This window comes from Psychrobacillus sp. FSL K6-2365, assembly GCF_038003165.1.
Lineage (GTDB): Bacteria > Bacillota > Bacilli > Bacillales_A > Planococcaceae > Psychrobacillus > Psychrobacillus psychrodurans.
The window spans coordinates 583,924-602,893 of sequence record NZ_JBBOOO010000001.1 but is presented as its reverse complement, the minus strand read 5'-3'; the positions used below and the strand labels follow the sequence as shown (position 1 = coordinate 602,893).

Sequence of the window (18,970 nt, the reverse complement as noted above, 5' to 3'; positions counted from 1 at the left end):
TCACTCCTTATCTACTAAAGTCGGGACTATGTGGGTACCTGTTTTGCCATAATGTAATTTAAAGGCATTAGTAGGAGTTTCTACTCCTGTATCCTGATTTACATGAATTCCAATAACAGAATTATTCACTATTGTTTCTTTTTTATCCCATGAACCGTTTTTCATTAATCTTATATTACCAGTACCCGCTAGACTTTTCACTAAATCATTTGCTTCTTCAAACGAAACAGTTAAATAACTCGGTTTTTGCTTTCCTTTAACTTTATTCCTTTCAATGTATTCATCGTACCTCTTATGTTTTGGATTATGATTATCGTAACGATTTTTATTATGATCTAACTTGTAAATACCATTTCTTATATCATTTCTAATTTCTTCTTTTACTTTTTCTTGCTTCTCTTTTTCTATACGTGCTGCTAGTTCTTTTGGTTTCACTACACTCTCATTATACCATTCTTTGTAAGTCATATTCGCCGGGACGTGATATGTCTTGCCATCATCTCCTCGAGCAATACGTTGGCTATTATCATCTTCAAAATATGGTGCAGTTGTTGTTCTACATCTTGGATGAAATGGATTAGCAGTAACACCAGGTTCGAAATCACTTAACTTAAATACTTTCCCGTCCATAGACTGACAAACATCACTTGTTCTACCGTCTAGTGTTGCGATGATCTCATACTGTTCTACATCCAATGACTTAAATGCATCCTTTTGAGCAGAGGCACTAAAAAACGCTGATTCCGTCATGACAAGACGAGTAGCGTTTGAACGAGATGTATTCATTTTGTTTTGAATAACTGAAATCATCCTTTGTGGTGATTCACCACGAACTATGGACTGAATCAATTCTGTGTGTAGTGTATCTAACAATAAGTTTTTATCTCGCCATATCTTGCCACTAAATGTTGTTCCATCAGCAGTCCATGGCTTACTAATGACTTTCGATAGTTGCACCTCATCAAGTGCTTGCAAAGTAAAACCAACTTCAAAGCCTTTTTGTATTTCGAATGCTGCATGATAATACTGATCTTGGTATGTCTCTTTTATGAGTCGCTCAAAACCTTCAATTTGCTCTCCATACAGTCTTTCAACATGTTGCTGAAGTTGTAGTTGTAAACTTTCTAAACGGCTTATATGGACACGAGAAGAAGCATTTTCAAGTTGCTTCATCCACTTCTGATTGAGTGCATTTTCCTTACCATACTTGATGTAATCCTCTACGGACCACTGCAGCTCTTTCAATTCGTTAGTTCTTAATAATTGTTTTGCTTCACCCAATGATATTTCATTATTCGTTGCAAAACGTTGATACCAACGAGCTATATCTTTTTCAATTTCTTTCATCGTTTGGATATAGGCCTTCTCTAAATCCTTGTTATATGAGGCGCTTTTGTTATATTGCATATCCTCTAGCAGTTCAAATCGCTTTTGCCAATAACTACGTGGTTGTGCCATCTACGCCACCTTGTTTCTCTTTAAAAGTTGTTTCGTAGTTATCGTATTGATCCATTTGTTCTTTTTGCTCTTGTTTTAAACGTTTCAATTCAAGCTGTACATCACTTACATATGGGTGTTGTGCAATCCGCGTTTCTAGTGGTAAATAAGCTGACTTATCCAATACCTCCACAACTTCCATTTCGTTTATTAAAATATCTCGGTTAAATATCACATTCACTTCTTCATTTTCATAATCACCTTGATTTGTATTAGCTAAATGCATATTGACAAACCAAAGTAACTCTTCAAATGATGCCTGGAACTCTGTTTCGATTCCATTAGCATCGAGATCAATGTCACTGTACATAGACTGGATATTCATTTGATTAGGATTGTTGGCCATACGCTCATCTTTTGCATCATAACCACGTCCATTTTCAATAAGAGCCTTTTTAAAGAGTGAAAGGATTGCTTTATAGTTATCGGAGTTGACTTCAATTTGTAATGACTCCACGCCACCCTTTGAACCATCCGAGCTACGGACTTTAACGGCTCCATACTGTGCAAGGTTTCGTCTAAACTCCCCTAAGTTCTGTCCATCATAGTTATGCAGTATAAGAATTGTAGAACGTGCATCTTCCTGCATATTGTTCTCGAAGTCACTCAACATGGTGTTAATTCCATCTTGTAAGGACTTCACACGTTTCAGCAGCGGTATTTCTTTAATGTTGAATTTGAAAGGTATTAACGGTACTCTCTGCCAGTTCAATTGAATTTCCTTACCATCTTCATCTTCGATGGTTAAATATGAAATAGGAGGCTTCTCAACATCCTCAACCAATCGACCATTAAACCACACGTAGCATTTAACACCGTTAGAGGTATACACTTCTACTTTCTCATACAAAACTTCTTTATCACCCTCATATCCTGACTCTGTATACATGCGAACAGCTGAATCGAGTATAGTATGTTCTGCATCTTTCCAAAAAGGTAATATTTCGCTATTAGGAAAGCGCTTGAAGGTAAATTCACCTTGTTCGTTATAGTATGGATAGAGCCACGCTATACCTCCATTCAATGCATCTAATCCCATATTCCTTAATGTACGATGAAACCGTTTATTGAATATCTTTTGCAATAATTTTAGATAGGTATCGTTCTCGGTTTCTAATGTGAGCGGCTTACCCAGTTGATAGTTAACTTTTTGATCTACTAATTTAGCATATTGGTTATCCAATATTCTATTGTTTGGTAGGTTTTCAGCTTTCACTAAGCGCCCACCTACCCCTATTACTTTTCGTTCGTGTGTTAAGATATCATGTTCACCTTCGTAATACAGTTCGCCTTTAATCATCCATTCACGCTTTTGAGAGGTCTTGAATTTAGTGATCTCTCTTTCAAGCAACGTTAAATTGTTAATGATTGCTTGAGCACCAGTAGCAATTATGTTATTAAGTTCTTCTGTATCTGTTCCAGAACCTTGAAACGGGAAATACTCCATGCATTATCACCTCTCTTAATCAAAACTAAATACATCACCAATGCCAATCTTTTCAGCTATTCCTGTAGTAGCATCTGGTGCATCATCATGTTTGTTCTTACCTTCTTTTTGGTACTTGCTCATTGCCTCATAATACTCTGGCCATCTATCTTTCCAGTTGGAAGGGAAGTAGATGTGATCCATCACCCAGGTTGCATTTGATAATATACGAGCCTGTTTGTTTTTCGATTGATGGAATGGCTCTATATGAGTGCGATTAGAATTATGATTGGTTACTAATAGCCTTTCAACAGCTCTCGCATATCCTCTACCACCATTATTCGACTCGACATCTGACCAACCAACATTACCTTCAAAAAGCATCTTGGCGTGTTTCGGTTCAGTGACTTCCATACCATCTTTCGTATATAAAATATCAAGCACATAGGCTTCATTACTAAACGTGACACCATAGTTGATAGAACAAAGATAATCAGCGCCTGTATCTGCCGTATCTGTGTAGTTCTTTATCTCTTTAAACTGTGGTAGATCGCCATCATAAGTCTTGAATTTGCTATACAAACGACCTTTAACGTCAATAGGCTCTTGTTGATAGTTAGCTGAAGCGATATCAATACCCATTGCTCGAACTTTCATATCATAACTATCTTTAGATAGAACAGCAGGACACAACATGGAGCCATCTTCTTGCAATGCTTTCATCAGTACTTGACGAACTTTCTTTTTCTCACCCTTAAAATGTTCTAGCGCCATACCAGCTAAGTCATTACTAGCCCATCTGGTCATAATTAGAATGATTTTACCGCCTTCTTCTAGACGAGAGAGCATTGTATTCGTAAACCAATCCCAATGCTTTTCAAGTGTAAGGGCGTTATATGCCTCTAAAGAGTTTTTAATTAAGTCATCAATGATTAATACTGAAGCACCAAAACCCGTTGCCGTACCTGTTGGAGATGTTGCAAGGTAGTTGTTATATCCACCCTCTAAACTCCATAAGTTCATAGCTGCATCACCTTGTTTAATGTGCACGTTAGGAAAGATATCTTTATAGATAATACGGTCCTTATCAGCCTTTTCTTCGGATATACCGTTACGTACACCCTTTGAAAACATTGTGGATAAGGTTTCGTTGTAAGAGCCTGTCATTATCTTTTCATCTTGGTTCTGTCCGAATATCCATTGAGCTAACATAACTGCCGTTCTACTCTTTCCGTGTCTGGGTGGAACGTTAATAATCAGCACATCATCATCTGATTCATAAAACTCTTGCATATCATTACATAGATCCATGAGATATTGACGATCAGTAGCATAGAAGTCTGGAGCTAACAAATGACAAAAATAAAAGAACTCACGGTTAGCAAGTTCTATCTTGGCCATCTGTTTAATTTTATCTAGGTCTGTCATTTGTCTATCAGCTTCCTTAACTCTTCTGTTGTTAACCCCTTCAAAGGGTTATTAATCTCCATAGAGCCACTATGTTCAATGTTTTGCTTATCTCTCCACTTATCTGGTTTACGATTCTTTAACCAGAAGATTTGAGCGGTTGTATCTGGCGCAACATCTTTTATCTTTTCCTCAACAAGTACACTCTTATATTTAGATACTTGTAGTTCTGCAAGCTTTATTTCTTCAAAAGTTGCCTCTGGATTTTCCATCTTATATCGATTCACTGTTACTTTTTTTAAGGCATAATGTTCTTCCTCAGACATTTCTACTTGAGCATACTTTCTTTCGCTATATTCATAGCCTAGAGCACGTTTTAGCATGGCATTTTCAACTTCAAAGTCTATAACTTCCTTGCCTCTTTTTAAGGTGTCACTTATGTCACTATACTTCGTTATCCATTCTTGTAACGTTTTTCGAGTGACTCCTATGTTATGTGCGATTTGCTCGTTAGTCAGTCCATCACGTGCCCATCCTTCTAAACGAATTAATCCTTCTGGTGTAAGCCATTCAAGATACTTACCTCTAGCTCCTCCTTTATTTTTTTTCACATCGTATCACCCCATTATGCTATTTGCTTTTTAGAATTCAAATCTGTTATCTTTCAAAACTTGATAAAGAACTATTGCCACTCGATTAATCAAATCTTCATCTTGTTCCTCTATCCCAGCTTCAAAAAATACTCCGTGTAATAGTTCATGAACAAATACCTGTTCTTTTCTGTCGTTCGCAATAGAGCTATCTATTTTAATAATTCCGTGCGTATAAAGTATTTGTCCTAGAATGTCGTTATCTCTTTGGAAATGATCAATTTCTGCAACTCCATATTCAATGCCAGCAATTCTTACTTTTTTAGGTATTATGATGACCACTCCTTTAGATTTAAATTTCTGTAATGATTTTTATACTTTCAAAACTACATACCATATCTAGCCCTACTGATAGCTAACGTCTGCACACTACACTCTATAAACCGTTAAAGTAGTTGCTACCTATTAGCCCACGATTGTTTTATGACTGTGTGATATGTAGTCTTCAAAGCATAATAAAAAAGCACCCACAATGAGCGTGAGCGCCTTATATAAATATATATAGTTTATGTACTACCTACACACCTAACCTTGTATATAGTAGTACTTAATATAAGATTATCATGCATTTTTCAATATGTCTGTTCGTTTTTTGTTCGTTTTTGAAGAAACTTGTCTAACATACCCATGAGTCAATCCTAATTCATCTGCAATTTCTTGATATGTCATACCTTCTAGAACTCTTAGACGAGCAATTTTGTATTGTACACCTTCCAGACCTTCAATGCTTAATCGCATCTCCTCTTCCATTTCTTTATAAAATTCAAGGAGCTTTAGTACATCATACTTTTTGTTATAAATGTCCTGGGTATTATCCATTGCAGCTAACATCCCAAACTTTGCTGAACCTCGACCGCCGAATGCTAATTTACCGAACCAAAAGGTCATTTCCACTTCAATAATTTCTAATTCGCGTTCTAAGATATCTATTTTCCTCACAACATCTTTATAGCAATCTATGACTTCCATTCACTTCACTCCTATAGATCAAAATGGCAGATCATCATCCTGCACTTCAACAGGACCATTATTATTTGCAAATGGATCTTCATCCACTCTTGTGTAATTTGATTGCGTTTGAGGTTGCCCAGCAGAAGCATTGTTTTGTGTAGCCTGTCCATTCCTAGGTTCTAAGTATTGAACGCTATCTGCAACAACGTCAGTCGTATATACGCGTTTACCATCTTGCCCTTCATAATTGCCTGTTTGAATTCGACCTTCAACTCCACAAAGACTTCCTTTACTTAAATAGTTAGCTGCGTTCTCTGCTTGTTTTCTCCAGACTAAACAGTTTATGAAATCAGCTTCTTTTTCACCTTGTTGATTGGTGAATGTACGATTGACCGCTAATGTGAAACGAGCCATTGCCACTCCTGAAGGAGTATATTTAAGGTCCACATCTTTAGTGAGCCTTCCGACTAAAACGACGCGGTTAATCATCGGTTAACCCCCTCGTGTAGTTCTAGTAATGCAAAATATGTTTGATTTTTTGTATGGTCTAGCAACTCGTAAAGTTCCCTTGGATGATAACCATAGTCCTCTACAAAGTTTGCAAATAAAGAAATTAACAATTGATGATGAGGATTTTGTGTATTTAGTTTTGTTTCGACCGGCATTTACCTCACTTCGCTTTCTGTTTCAAATTCTGATGGCTTCTCATATGTGATGGATGCTGCACAACATATTGTTGTCCATTACACTTAATCAGTGTCGCAACACCCTTCTTTTCTTTGATAATTTCTACAGGCACCAAATTAGAAGTGATCATCTTCAAAAACTGTGATTCTTGTATGCTCGTAAAATCTTCATTGATTGTCATTTAGTTCGCTCCCTGAATATTTTCAAGTAATAAAGTACAATATTTGTAATACAAAGGTGGTGATTTCATGCCAATTTTTAATGATCAAGTAATTGAATTGCTCATGTTAGTCATTGAATTAATACTTAGATCAATGCAATAAAAATTGCAACAACCAATGCTAGTACAGATTGGTTGGGCCACATAATATAAATAAGTTATTAAAATAATCCATACATAAATCACACATTGTGACGTCTTTTATTTCGAACTGTTCAGCAGTCCTCTTCTATAAAACCTAGAATTTTCAAATCGTATTCATCGGCATGATTAAGTAAATCTACTTTTGAAATACCCGACTCCTTTAATAATTGATCACTATTAATACTATATTTCTTCATCATTGCGGCAGCATAAGCCACCCCTCGAACAAATCCAATGACTTTATCTGAATCCATGTTCTTCCCTCCTTTACTGCACAATTTGTGTCTTCTACGCACTTTCTACGAAATATGAATCAATTCCTACTGTAAAAGAACCTTGTAAATATCATCTACTCTCTCATCTTTATCATCGTTACCCGGCACTTTTTTGGCGGCATTTAAAAATTCATTAACTGCCACATCAGAAAACCTTGGCTGTTCGCAAGGTGGAGTGTGTTCGAAATCGTTACAGTGATCAATGATGTCGCAGAGGTCACATTTCATATCCAATTCCCCTATTTTCATAACTTTCACTCCTTCGCTATATATGTCGTACTTTAAATTAATTAGAATGTCGTAAATTCCATGTTTTAATTAATTCTTCACGACTTTCATAAAGATAAGTACCAATTGTTTCACCCCAATGACTTGCAATTGGACAACCTTCATTTTCATCGGCAACATGGCTTATTTTAAAGGAAAGCCCAGACCAAGGGTGTTGTTCATAGTCCTCGTGTCTGTCATTTCCCTCATCATCACTGATAGCTATCTTTGCTACTCCACCGCAAAATGGACATGGTTTAAGATTTTCTGTATTACTCATTCTTTTCACTCTCCCTTCTTGCACATTTTGGTCGTACTGTGACGTTATACAGTTACTTTTTCATAAGCAATTTCACACATAATTCCGCATTCTTCCATGACTTCATCTTCAATTCTTCCCCTGTTTGGTTCTAACTCATCAAGAAATACACCCTTAATGCATGAATGTCCTATTTCTCGCTCAATCTTTGCACGTTCTGCAAACACTTCCGGGAAATCCCTACGTATTTTGTTCCAGTAGCCCATTCCACCTTTAACGCATCCAATGCAATTGTTGTTTCTGTATCCCATTTCATACATGACTGGACGTTGTATTGCTAATCGTTGTAGCATGCCGTGTACTTCTTCTTTGCTTAAATTTTCATCAAGTAACGGAAAAATATGTTCATACTCGGGCATGGCTTCTTTTAGCCTTTCTGCACGGTGCTGTTCGGTTGAATCATATCCCCATACATACAACATTTCACCATCTTGTTGTTTTTCCCAATCTTGTCGAACCTTCTTCTTTAATTCTTGGGTACATCTTGCTCCTGAAGGACCATTTACATATCTAGTCTGACGAATGACTTCTTCAACTGACTTAAATTTTTCACTTTGAATAATGGTGATTTCCTTACCCAAAGCCTTTTCACAATCATGTAAAAATCGTAAAGTGTCTGGGTGCTGGTCATTAATATGAATATAGAAAATTTCATCTAAAGTGTCTTTTCTTAAGTAGCAAGCAATAAAGCTACTTACACCGCCGCTAAACCAACACACTTCTTTTTTAGTCATTTCCTCACCCTTTCTTACTTCACTAACTCTAATGCGACTTACCACTAAGTTTTTTTGGAATTCTCACACAACTTATCCACACTGTTGATAACTTAGTTAAAAGACATTTCAGCTTTCAGAGCAGCCTTAGTTTTTTTCCTCAATCTTCTAGCTTTCTTCAACTCGTCTAATTCAATCCATCCTCCATCTATTTGCGAGAATGCCAATAATGTAAGTTTGTGAGGAAACTTCTTTTCAAATAATTTTCGTTTAATCGCAAAGTCTGTTGTTTCGAATCCTTTTACGTCTATTGTTTCAATAGATCCATCCAGATGATGAATTTCAAAATCCGCGACATATTCAATTTTCCGATGGAGCTTACCACATTTCTTAAAACTCTCCTGGAGTTCATACCTAGGTTGTAACCGAAAGAACAATATCTTTGACTGTTCCTGCTGCAACTTTAATTCTTCGTAATACCTTGCTTCCGCTTTTGAATCAAATACATGCCCATCTAGCTCTATCTTTTTACTGTTATACTTTGTTTTAGTCTCAGCCATATTGCCACTCCTTATATAATTAAAGGGGCATAAAGCCCCTCACAATTAGTCGATGATATAAACTTTTTCATTTCCAATTTCATCTGCTAATGCTTCTTCCAAATAAGTCGCAATGTTGGCCATCGCATTTAATTCCCAAGCCCCACCATCAGCTTCAAACAATCCAACACGACCACCTTCTTTAAGTCGTAATACGAATTCCGATTCTGGTTGTGATACCTCGGCGAATGTACGGAATGGTTTTAGCGTTACTGGATTAGGGATATTTATATTTTCTACTGTTGCTACCCCTGTTTTTGCAGTTACACGTTGGCTTATGCCATCGTCTACCGTAGTTACTCCGCTATCCTCTACTATTGAGCTAATAACTTTTAAAACAGTTGATTTATGCTCATTTTGAACAAAGCAAGCCTGCAGCATGATTTGGAACTCTTCACGGTCAATGAAACGCTCAAATGTGATTGTTGGCAGTAAAGCACCTGCTTTAACATATGTTCTACGGTCATTTACATCGTTCAAGGCATCAAATACATATACTTCAGTTGGAGATTTAACGTGGATCATTACTTTACGATCGTGATCAAAATTTGATTTCACGTAATCAACAAGACCTGAAAGGCTACGTACATTGATTGCGCTAACCTCTTGCTCTTTGTCCAAACGGTATAACTGATTTGTAGAATAAACCTTCCCAGCAGCTTCGATTGTTTCCGGACGTTTTAACTCCAATAAATACGATACGAATTCTTTTAACATTATAATTTCCTCTTTTCGGTTTTTAGTTTTTGTTTGATAGATTGCTAGAATTTATTTGAATTGAACTACTTTTTTGTTGATAGGCTCTTCTGCTGGAAGTGGTTTCCCTTTGTCATCCAAAACTTCTCCATTGTCACTCATATAGGATTGCCCAGGTATTCCACTCTTAAGTTCTGCACCTGTGATTTTCCCATCTGGTGTGTAATCAATAATTAATTCAGTCTCAACACCCATTGCAGGAACTAGTGTTGATTTAGTATCGACAATCACATTTGCAAGGTTACGTTTTTCGTTTGCTTTTAAGGTGATGCTTACATTCACTTTTCTAGCTTTCTTATGGTCCGTGTTTGGATCCGCTATATTATCAAGAGCCTTTTGTATCTCGATATTTACCTTTTCAGATAGAGCTCCGCTTGCGAATGTGTTTAAATCAATGATTTGTTTCATGAATGTTTCCTCCTAATTTTTTCTAATGGAATACCATTTTTATTAACACTGGGCTTTTCCTTACGCCAACCTTCATCTCTCAAACTAGCTATCTCTTGTTTAGATAAGTGTCCACAAATAATAAAATTACGGCGGTCGATAGTTTTGAATAGTGTTGTGATTAGCAATGTGAATCACATCCTAGTAGCCAGTGGCTTGACGTTCAAGGTTTATCTCATTCTTCTTGAAATATGCTTCCTCAATTTCTTCTTCAGTAAAGCCAAGTGCATCACCTAAAGTAGAGAAAGCTGTAAATACATCCATGTAGTCCTGTTCATTCCAACACATATCAAACACTGCAACCTTACGAAATGTATTTCTAAATTCATCAGTAGGGAAAGTTCTCTTTGTCCGAGAACCAATATTAAAGTTGACTTCATTCGCGTAGCGATCTTGGATGTTTAGTTCCAACCCAATCGATAAGATGAAATGTAAGCAGTCCACATATTCTTCTAGGAGTGGATTCTTCACTCTGAAAGCATTGAAGCCATTAGGGACATTGTTATTTACTCCTCTTGGATCCAATAAGGATTTTATAACTCTCCCAAGGCCGTCAATCCATGTGAATAATTTTGTTCTTGGTTCCTGGTCATTACTCCACTTCTTAAAGCCTCGATATTCGTTAGCACATTCACCTAGTTCAACTTGTAGAGCAAGTACTTTCCAATCTAAGTTTTCTTGTACTTTCAACTCAGGATGTTGCTCTAAAATCCGTTCATCTAAAAGTCTTTGAGTCTCAAATAACTTTGCTAGATTCATCAGCTAAAAGCCTCCGCTCTATCGTCTGCTTGCTCAACGAATCCAATATGTTGTTTCATAAGCCAAACATTTATCTGTTCAGTGTGTTTCAATTTATCTAACATATCTCTCAGTCTAGTGATTTCTGAAGACTGATTGCGATAATCAACCTCAAGCTTTCTGTATTCATCCTGATACGCGATTAGCTCCTGCCTAGACTCTCTTTCTAACTTTTGTGCATTGCTGAATTGCTCCATCAATTGGCTATTGCGTTCTATTTGAGCTTGTAGAGCAACATTATTTTTCTCAAATGCAGCAGTATCTTCTTTCAAACGATCAGCTTGAAGCTTGTAGCTTTCAATATCACTCTCTAGCGCCTTTATTTGTCTTAGAGCTATATTTAGTTCCGCTTGATAATCAATGGCTGTAGTCGCGACCGTAGCCTCCTTTTCTTGTACTTTTTTAACTAAAGCTCCGGCACCTTTTGGAATACTCATACCGATTACTCCATTCGCTTTCTTCCATGCGTTTAATTGATTAGCATTCATGCCGTAATCCTTCATGATGGTTTTATCATTCACGTATGCAGCCTTCAGCTCTTTAAATTTCTCAACCGTTAATTCTGTTTTAATTTTTGGCTTTTTCTTAACTTCTGCTAATTTTCCACGACTCTCATTAGAACTGGTCAACATAGCTTCATACTTCTCCACTTCTTTACTTTCAAAGAACTGAACCATCTTGTCCTCGTTTTGCCACAACTCATTTACGTTGGGTACTTTATTTGCTAAAGCCATCAAGCGAATACGATAACCTTTAACTTTTGTTCTGTATTCATTCAGCTTTTTTCGTTCAGCTGGCTTCATATTTACCACCCCTTAAACATTGCTGATAATAAGTGTTCGCTATACGGAGTCAATCTAAAATCTGGTTGATTTGTTCGCTTTGTGTGTCTCAGCACTTTTTTGTAATCCTCAAAGCCTCTTGATTTCGATACAACAAATACAATTTGATGAGGTTGTTTTAAGGTGTTATCACATGACTCAATCACGTTGACAATTCTAAAATCTTTGTGGATCACTTCTATTGGCTTGGATGCTGTATTGACATAGTCTTCTCGACAACTCATTCGGCTACCTCCAGTAAGTGAGGATGTTCGAATATGTTACCGATGATTTCAACTTCCATCGTGATTAATGCCCCTGGTTTGATCATGAATGTTTTGCCTTTTCCATCTCGCAATCTATATCCGAGATTAGAAGAACTCTGCCACCACTCGATAACCGAATTTTTATAAAATAATTTTCCCTCAAATGAATATCCGATTGGAGTATGTTTCGAGCATTTACATTTCAAGATGTTACCCTCATATATCTCCACACCGTTTTTATCTTTCAACCCAGTGAATTGAAGGAATTTTAAGTAATCGTGGGTGATAAATGCACTCATTAACATACCTGCATTGGAATCATTCCAATTTGTATATTGATTAGTTCTAGTGTTATAAAAATCAAACTTAACCTCTTTCATGGCTCAACCTCCCATCAATTCTCGTTGTAACCGTTCACGCTCAACTGTTATACCTGGATCTTCATCAACTGGAGTAGATACTGGTTCCTCTTTTTTACCAAACCACTCAGGGACTTTTTCTTCTCTGAATGACTTACCGAAGTTAGTTGGTTGCTGTTGCTTACGTTGTAAATCCATAGCGATAACGTCATCTACACTTTTAATTTTTTTTATAAACCAATCTTTTAATATGGACTCAACATAGTTCCATTTCAAAACACTGTTTTCAATCGCTATTTTCATAGCATGGATAATCAACTCTTCTGATAGGTCATCAATCCATGCATTTACTTTGTCACCTACATAAGGTGTAATTATTCCGAATCCATTTTCTTCATAAAATTGAAAAGGGGAAATTTTGATGATAACTTCTTCACTATTTTTTCCATGTTCCTTTTCGTTATCATTTTCTTTTTCTTTTTCCTTTTCTCTTTTCTCTTTTCTCTTTTCTCTTATATCCATACTGTCTACATACTCTATTGGTACTGCATTGTTATTGTATGGATACTGTATCGATACTTTATTAAAGTCAGTGTTTTCAATGCTTTCACGATACCTATCAATAAATGGTAAAAACTTAACCCCCTTCAACTCATCTTCAACCCTTTTGACCACTTTCGGACTATTGTTCCAATTATGTTTACTCCAGTTGAGCAACATGACTTCTTTTGTCGGCTCGTTATAGATGATTTTTTCGTAATCCATGAATCGATTTAACAACTTTTCTACCGTCTCGCGGTTATAACCGGTTTCGGTTTCTATGATTCGTTTAGGAAGTTCATAGATTCCGATTTGATTCGCTTTACTGTTGGTCATAAGATAGACGTAAAAATATTTCTCTTCTGGAGTAAGATCTAAAACGAAAGCATCTTGCCAAAAGCTAACTTGGACACTTCGATACTTACTCATAACAGGTCTCCTTTCTTATGGAATATGAATCAATTTACCTGTCACTTTTGCAACTTCATTTCTGATTAATTCCTCATTGCTATTGGTATCCGAAAGATGTAGTAACCAAATTTCTTGGAGCTTGGATAGATCATTAGCTTTTAGGAATTGAATCACATTTTCCATACTGAAATGTGACTTCATTACACGCTTTCTCATTGATGGATGGATACGGCCGGTCTGTTCATTAACATCCAGTACCGATTGACAATAGTTACACTCAATCATTAGATGAGTAAGCCCTTGGAACTTGTATTTGATGTAATAGGTATCTGTAGCAAATAAGAGCTTGTCCCCTGCTTGATTAACTAATAAGAATCCGAACGGCTCAGCTACATCGTGCTGCACATCAAATGGCAATATGGTCCATGTACCAATAACGAATTGTTTATTGTTCTCTACTGTCATAATTCGATGATGATTAATACTAATTGCTTCGCTCGTCCCCTTGGACATGTAACATCGAATCCCTGCGCCTAATACTCCACTTAACCCGGCACAATGATCTTTGTGTTCATGCGTTACTAAACAAGCAACTATATCAGTAGTTTGAAAGTTTAATTTTCGTTGTATCTGTTTGAATGAAATACCGCACTCGATTAAGATGGGAGTTACCCCATCCGTCACGTAGTAGGCATTACCTGTGCTTCCTGTTGCTAAAGTTTGAATTTCAATCATTACCAAGCAGGCTCTTTAACTTCAGTTTTCTTTGGTTCTTCTTGCACTGATTTATTTACTGTTAATGGCTCTTCCTTTGTAATATGCATATCAATAATTGGCTTATCCGGTTTTATGTCCAATTCCTCTTTATTTGCATTCTTTTTGATTTCAGCCTCTGGGTTGATTTCTTTTCTTTCGTTTTCAAATTCATTTTCTGTAGTACGATTAATAGCACCGATAAATAAATCGCTATCATCTGAAGTATTAATGAAGGCTTTAGCAGCTCGATTAATGACTGTACGCTTCGCCATTTCTTGTGGATACTTGTCCTGTACTGATGTCATAGAGGACTGCGACCAAGATGTTTTTATTTCTGCGTTAGTCATAACAGTTAAGAACTGAACACCATCTTCGCGCTCGATAATGCAATAAGCTCCTTCGATATCTTCTTTTTTGCCAGTCGCCGCCTTCCAGTCAACTGTATGTGCTTTAAAAGCCAACTGCCCACGTTCGTTATATTCAACTTCGAACGTTTCACCTTTCCAAATGACATTTGCCCATACGTCTTTTACTCCAGATAATCTTTTAAGTACCGCTTGTGTTCCGTGGTATGAGCGTACAAATTGCATCTTATCGCCGTATACAATGAAATAACCTTGATTTTTTGCGACACTTAATGCTTGGATCGCCATGTCTTGCAAAGAAAAAGCAACACTTTCTGTTGTTGCACTATCAATCACTGCTGTTTTCTTTTTAAAGTCCACTTCAGTTAATTTGAAATAAGCTGCTTGTACTGCGTTCACGATTGAGTAATTACCTGGTATATTTATCTGATTGTCCTCTACCATCTTTTGAACCTTTTTAGCTACTTGTGTCACTATTGCATTTTGTTTATTCGATTCAACTGGTTGATTGTTTTGCTCTTGTATTTGATTAGTCATTATTATTTACCTCCAAATAAAGTGTGTGTTTTTCTCTAACTGTGGAATGATATTCCTCAGTGATGGATGCTACAAATACAGTGGGTTCATTTTTGTTATGTTGATTTTTTCTGAACTGATCGAGAGCACCTTTTCCATCTTTAGCAACAACCAATGCTTCTGTAACAACTTCTTTTATTTCTCGAACAATAAATTCTGCCAATTATATTCCCTCCACTCTCAACGTTTTGTCTTCCTCTGAAACTACTAAGCTGATAATCTGTGCATCTATGGCATTTAGCTTTGTAACTGCCTCAGCATTGTCCACGAATATAGGAGCAACTATTCCAAAATGATTAGAAAGTGTTTCAATAATATCTAGGCCAACATTTATCCGCATTGCGTTATTTAATGAACTGTATGGAACTCCGTTGTAAGTCGTCTCACAGACTTCATTCAATCCACCGTTAATTTGGTTATCAAACAATTTAAAGCGAGCCAGTTTGAATTTAGAGTTGATTTTTTCTGTTAAAAGCTCAATTTTTCTGCGGATAAATTCTTCCGTAAGGAATACCTGGTGCTCTAACTTCTGATACTCTTTTGTAAGAGCTTCCTCTTTATCCTCGTATTCCTTAATACGAGCTTCTAAGTTGTCAACGTTTGCAAATTTAGCAATTTCTGCATTAATCTCACGCTTCTTAGCTTCCAGTTGCAAATTAGCATTTTTGATATCTTCTGTAGCTTGTACAGACTGATTTTTAATTAATGCAATTTCTTGTTCTAAGGCTTGTCTAAGGTTCATAAACTTGATGTATTCAGGAGATTCAGAAACATCTTTTACGTTCATTTCTAGGGATTTTAATTGCCCTTCAAGTTTTTCTATTACTACTTGTTTTTCATCCAACTTCTCATTGTTTTTTTCGATTTGAGTATCGTACTGACGTATCTCTTCTATGATCGTTTCTCGTCTTGCTTTAATTTCTTGACCACGCTTATCGATAGATTCTAAAGCTTTTGATTTACGAAGATTGTAGTCTTCAGTTGCTTTGTTTCTAGCAGCCTTAACTTGATCACTCGGTAACTCTTGACCGCAAGTAGGGCATTCACAATCTATATGATTAAAATCAGGCGGTGTTTGCCAACCATTCCAATCAGCAAGAAGCATATTTCGTTCTTCACTTAATAGGTCATCTTCTCGTTTAACACGGCGAATAGCAGCATCTTTGTCGTCATAATCCCTTTTCAATATTTGAACATTTCCTTGCTCTTCTTGTAATCGAGCTTTCAACTTATATATTTGATCTCTTGTATCCGATTCAAATGCACGTTTAACAGTTTCTAGGTCGTTCTCGACCTTCTTTAGTTCCAGCTCTTTCGACTGCAAAGCTTGTCCATTCTGAATATTGTTGATCAGTGTTTTATTAGCATCAATTTGTGTTTCAATATCAGCTAATTCACCACGTACAGCCTCTACATCTATAGAACCTTCTGGGAATGATTTATTTACTTCATCAATACGAACTGGAATCATTCTTAAATCTTCGTTAATGATTTTTCTGCGTTCAGCAACTACCTTCCTATGATCTTCTAACGAGCGTCCTTTTAGGATTAGTTCAAGGCCTTTTAATTGGTTGTCAGAAGCAAATACATCTTCATCCGAAATATCCCCACAAATATCGATAAGCAGTTTTCTACGGTCCTGCCATTTAATCTGTTCATTGAAATACGTTGGGCTTGTAATAAGTTTGAATAGCTCTTCTTCAACAATCCCTGCTACAAAATCCACGTATTCTTTTTTCTTTTTTGGTACTTCATCGATGTAATACTTAGTTTTGTGCCCACTAAATTCTTTGTTAGCAGCACCACGCTTTTGCACCCAGTCTTCAAAGTGAACTTTCTTTAAAGTTACTTCTGTTCCATCGATAACAAATATCGCTTCTACAATGTGATTTAAGTTATGGACTTCTTCACCAGCTGCATCAAGAGCCTTAATTTCAAAATCCTTTTTGTTTTGTGAGTCCTTATCGAATAAAAGCCATAAGAAGGCGTCGAACATGGTTGTCTTTCCTGTAGCGTTATCCCCAAAAACACTAACGCTTTCTCCGTTTGTAACTAATGAGAAATTCTTTACTCCCTTGAAGTTTTCAAGGTTCATTGATAGCAGTTTTACGTTTTTCATCGTTTTCCTCCTTTGACATTTAAGAGGGTCCTCGTATACACTGTAGGTAGATTATTGTGTAAGGACCTAAACTCGTTGCTCGAACAACGGGTTTTAATTTTGTTCATTTTCTTCCTTCTCAAATTCTGCAAAGCGTAAAGCTTCTTGAATAACATCTACTTTAGATTCCTGAATCATATAGGCTTGTTTTGCAGTAACCATATCCTCTACTGTGTCTGAAGTTGCTACGTCATGAGCTAGTTGATCCAGTATTTCTTGTTCATCCGAAAACCACTGTGATAGTTTAATTAGTAATTTTTCCATCCTTTTCATCTCCCTCAAATTAATTAGTTGGTGCATATACTTCTTTGGCTTGTCCAGTAAGACGATGTGCTAGAGTCCACATTTCCGATTGCTTCTTAACTAGTAACCAATCACTAGATTGCAAGCCGATTGAATCCAAATATTTACGTTGTGCGAGCGTTAGCTTCTTGCCGTTTTTCATATATCGAATCCTCCAATTCTTTAATTTTGCGATCATATAGCTCCTTCTTTTTCCCCAGTTTCTTAATCTGGTTGTTTATTGAAGTTGATTGTTCGATGCTTAAACTGGTTATAAATGCGCTTTTTACACAGAGGTCAATAATTTTCATTTGAATTTGATGCCGCTTAACTTTGAACCTGTTAAGTTTTTTTGTTTTGCTCTCAGCCAATTAGTTCACCTCGAAATCCGTAATGGAAACACGGTATTTAATAGCCAGTTCTTTCACGATCGCCAGATATATTTCTGTTAATCTAGCATCCTCTGAAATTGCATCCAACTTAGAAACTTTATTGACCGTTGATTTTGGAACTCCATTTAATGCCATCACTTTTTGCTTATTGGTTACTCGGATACTTAATTTGCATTTGGCTCTTTCTTCAAGCATTTTGTAGCTTTCGTTTCGAATATCTTGATACATTTGAAACCCACCATTATTTTTGGCGATACGATTTAGAATGTTCGTGACTTTCTTGCGCCATTCAACAACTGTTAAGCCGATAATTTCCGTAATGTTTTGTTGTTCCGTTTCAATTTTTCCGATTCGGTTGTCCTGCTCATTCAATCTTTGTTCTTGTTCTACTAATTGTTTGATTTGCATTTGCATGATTTCTAATGGACTTAACGGTTTCTTTTCTTTTGCTAGCTTGTAATACTCGTCCACTAATTTTTCGTAGGCATCCCAAGCTTCATCAGTGTTTAAGGATTTTGCATGAAGCCATGCGCCTTTTTCTGTCCAAAGGTATAAAACTTGAGCATTTTTTGAACCATCGTCAATTTGTACATGGTTTAAAAAATCGTGTTTCTCAGTTCCTGTCAAAGAAAAGTAATGTTTACCTTCTTTATAACGATCAATATTACGAGTGAAGTTTTTACTGATTTGTTGTTTTTCTGCACCATAACTTGCTGCTAATTGACTTGTAGTTAATACGCGTTGACCGCTTTGTTCAATTGTTTGTAACTGCTTCATTTTTTCTCCAGTCCTTTCGTTTGTGTTTTAACAAATGCTTGATGGATTAACATGTAGCGTTCAACAGATGGTTTGGACAACCAATCTTTTGCAGTTGTTTTCATTTCTTTC

The 18,970-nt window shown here is 36.5% G+C and carries 28 protein-coding genes; all 28 read right to left on the bottom strand.

From position 1 onward, the window contains the following. Positions 1-1,458, bottom strand: coding sequence for a minor capsid protein (locus MKY29_RS02975; protein WP_340878949.1), 1,458 nt, complete (start codon positions 1,456-1,458; stop codon positions 1-3). Beyond that, entirely contained in the window at positions 1,442-2,944 is a 1,503-nt protein-coding gene (locus MKY29_RS02970; RefSeq protein ID WP_340878948.1) for a phage portal protein, read from the bottom strand. The genes MKY29_RS02975 and MKY29_RS02970 overlap by 17 nt, the downstream gene beginning before the upstream one ends. A 15-nt stretch (positions 2,945-2,959) precedes the next feature. Then, positions 2,960-4,324 (bottom strand): phage terminase large subunit, encoded by a 1,365-nt coding sequence (terL, locus tag MKY29_RS02965; RefSeq protein ID WP_340878947.1) that lies wholly within the window; start codon positions 4,322-4,324, stop codon positions 2,960-2,962. A 23-nt stretch (positions 4,325-4,347) separates the two neighbouring features. After that, positions 4,348-4,941 (bottom strand): helix-turn-helix domain-containing protein, encoded by a 594-nt coding sequence (locus tag MKY29_RS02960; RefSeq protein WP_340878946.1) that lies wholly within the window; start codon positions 4,939-4,941, stop codon positions 4,348-4,350. A gap of 30 nt (positions 4,942-4,971) precedes the next feature. After that, positions 4,972-5,262: an ImmA/IrrE family metallo-endopeptidase gene (locus tag MKY29_RS02955; RefSeq protein ID WP_340878945.1), complete on the bottom strand. Its 291-nt coding sequence runs from the start codon at positions 5,260-5,262 to the stop codon at positions 4,972-4,974. A 279-nt stretch (positions 5,263-5,541) separates the two neighbouring features. Further along, entirely contained in the window at positions 5,542-5,949 is a 408-nt protein-coding gene (locus MKY29_RS02950) for a sigma factor-like helix-turn-helix DNA-binding protein (protein ID WP_340878944.1), read from the bottom strand. Between the two features lie 18 nt (positions 5,950-5,967). After that, the gene (gene ssb, locus MKY29_RS02945) at positions 5,968-6,420 is read right to left on the bottom strand and encodes a single-stranded DNA-binding protein (protein ID WP_340878943.1); all 453 of its coding nucleotides are present in this window, start codon (positions 6,418-6,420) and stop codon (positions 5,968-5,970) included. Continuing rightward, entirely contained in the window at positions 6,417-6,596 is a 180-nt protein-coding gene (locus MKY29_RS02940; protein ID WP_340878942.1) for a hypothetical protein, read from the bottom strand. The genes ssb and MKY29_RS02940 overlap by 4 nt, the downstream gene beginning before the upstream one ends. Positions 6,597-6,601: 5 nt before the next feature. Then, entirely contained in the window at positions 6,602-6,799 is a 198-nt protein-coding gene (locus MKY29_RS02935) for a hypothetical protein (RefSeq protein ID WP_340878941.1), read from the bottom strand. Positions 6,800-7,053: 254 nt separating this feature from the next. Further along, the gene (locus MKY29_RS02930; RefSeq protein ID WP_340878940.1) at positions 7,054-7,236 is read right to left on the bottom strand and encodes a hypothetical protein; all 183 of its coding nucleotides are present in this window, start codon (positions 7,234-7,236) and stop codon (positions 7,054-7,056) included. 66 nt (positions 7,237-7,302) lie between these two features. Beyond that, positions 7,303-7,506 carry a hypothetical protein gene (locus MKY29_RS02925; RefSeq protein ID WP_340878939.1) on the bottom strand — a complete coding sequence of 68 codons (204 nt, stop codon included), beginning with the start codon at positions 7,504-7,506 and terminating at the stop codon, positions 7,303-7,305. Between the two features lie 37 nt (positions 7,507-7,543). Then, positions 7,544-7,804 (bottom strand): Lar family restriction alleviation protein, encoded by a 261-nt coding sequence (locus MKY29_RS02920; RefSeq protein WP_340878938.1) that lies wholly within the window; start codon positions 7,802-7,804, stop codon positions 7,544-7,546. A 44-nt stretch (positions 7,805-7,848) separates the two neighbouring features. Further along, complete coding sequence (locus tag MKY29_RS02915; protein WP_340878937.1) at positions 7,849-8,577, bottom strand: phosphoadenosine phosphosulfate reductase domain-containing protein; 729 nt, start codon at positions 8,575-8,577, stop codon at positions 7,849-7,851. 92 nt (positions 8,578-8,669) lie between these two features. Next, positions 8,670-9,116 carry a DUF1064 domain-containing protein gene (locus MKY29_RS02910; RefSeq protein WP_340878936.1) on the bottom strand — a complete coding sequence of 149 codons (447 nt, stop codon included), beginning with the start codon at positions 9,114-9,116 and terminating at the stop codon, positions 8,670-8,672. Between the two features lie 45 nt (positions 9,117-9,161). Next, positions 9,162-9,872, bottom strand: coding sequence for a hypothetical protein (locus tag MKY29_RS02905; RefSeq protein WP_340878935.1), 711 nt, complete (start codon positions 9,870-9,872; stop codon positions 9,162-9,164). A 51-nt stretch (positions 9,873-9,923) separates the two neighbouring features. Beyond that, positions 9,924-10,319, bottom strand: coding sequence for a replication terminator protein (locus MKY29_RS02900; protein ID WP_340878934.1), 396 nt, complete (start codon positions 10,317-10,319; stop codon positions 9,924-9,926). A 180-nt stretch (positions 10,320-10,499) separates the two neighbouring features. After that, complete coding sequence (locus MKY29_RS02895) at positions 10,500-11,117, bottom strand: dUTP diphosphatase (RefSeq protein ID WP_340878933.1); 618 nt, start codon at positions 11,115-11,117, stop codon at positions 10,500-10,502. Then, a complete protein-coding gene (locus tag MKY29_RS02890; RefSeq protein ID WP_340878932.1) occupies positions 11,117-11,959 on the bottom strand; it encodes a hypothetical protein in 843 nt (280 codons plus the stop codon). Before MKY29_RS02890 ends, MKY29_RS02895 begins: the two co-directional genes overlap by 1 nt. A gap of 2 nt (positions 11,960-11,961) precedes the next feature. Beyond that, positions 11,962-12,222 carry a hypothetical protein gene (locus tag MKY29_RS02885; protein WP_340878931.1) on the bottom strand — a complete coding sequence of 87 codons (261 nt, stop codon included), beginning with the start codon at positions 12,220-12,222 and terminating at the stop codon, positions 11,962-11,964. After that, the gene (locus tag MKY29_RS02880) at positions 12,219-12,623 is read right to left on the bottom strand and encodes a YopX family protein (protein WP_340878930.1); all 405 of its coding nucleotides are present in this window, start codon (positions 12,621-12,623) and stop codon (positions 12,219-12,221) included. Before MKY29_RS02880 ends, MKY29_RS02885 begins: the two co-directional genes overlap by 4 nt. 3 nt (positions 12,624-12,626) lie before the next feature. Continuing rightward, on the bottom strand, positions 12,627-13,571 hold the full coding sequence (locus MKY29_RS02875; RefSeq protein ID WP_340878929.1) for a DnaD domain-containing protein: 945 nt from the start codon (positions 13,569-13,571) through the stop codon (positions 12,627-12,629). 15 nt (positions 13,572-13,586) lie between these two features. Continuing rightward, complete coding sequence (locus tag MKY29_RS02870) at positions 13,587-14,288, bottom strand: MBL fold metallo-hydrolase (RefSeq protein ID WP_340878928.1); 702 nt, start codon at positions 14,286-14,288, stop codon at positions 13,587-13,589. Next, on the bottom strand, positions 14,288-15,211 hold the full coding sequence (locus MKY29_RS02865) for a RecT family recombinase (protein ID WP_340878927.1): 924 nt from the start codon (positions 15,209-15,211) through the stop codon (positions 14,288-14,290). Before MKY29_RS02865 ends, MKY29_RS02870 begins: the two co-directional genes overlap by 1 nt. Beyond that, positions 15,204-15,413: a hypothetical protein gene (locus tag MKY29_RS02860; RefSeq protein WP_340878926.1), complete on the bottom strand. Its 210-nt coding sequence runs from the start codon at positions 15,411-15,413 to the stop codon at positions 15,204-15,206. Before MKY29_RS02860 ends, MKY29_RS02865 begins: the two co-directional genes overlap by 8 nt. Next, on the bottom strand, positions 15,414-17,369 hold the full coding sequence (locus MKY29_RS02855) for an AAA family ATPase (protein ID WP_340878925.1): 1,956 nt from the start codon (positions 17,367-17,369) through the stop codon (positions 15,414-15,416). Between the two features lie 93 nt (positions 17,370-17,462). Beyond that, positions 17,463-17,672, bottom strand: coding sequence for a hypothetical protein (locus MKY29_RS02850; protein ID WP_340878924.1), 210 nt, complete (start codon positions 17,670-17,672; stop codon positions 17,463-17,465). A 19-nt stretch (positions 17,673-17,691) separates the two neighbouring features. After that, positions 17,692-17,853, bottom strand: coding sequence for a DUF6906 family protein (locus MKY29_RS02845; protein WP_241596505.1), 162 nt, complete (start codon positions 17,851-17,853; stop codon positions 17,692-17,694). A 208-nt stretch (positions 17,854-18,061) separates the two neighbouring features. Next, entirely contained in the window at positions 18,062-18,859 is a 798-nt protein-coding gene (locus MKY29_RS02840) for an ORF6N domain-containing protein (protein ID WP_340878923.1), read from the bottom strand. Positions 18,860-18,970: the final 111 nt, after the last annotated feature.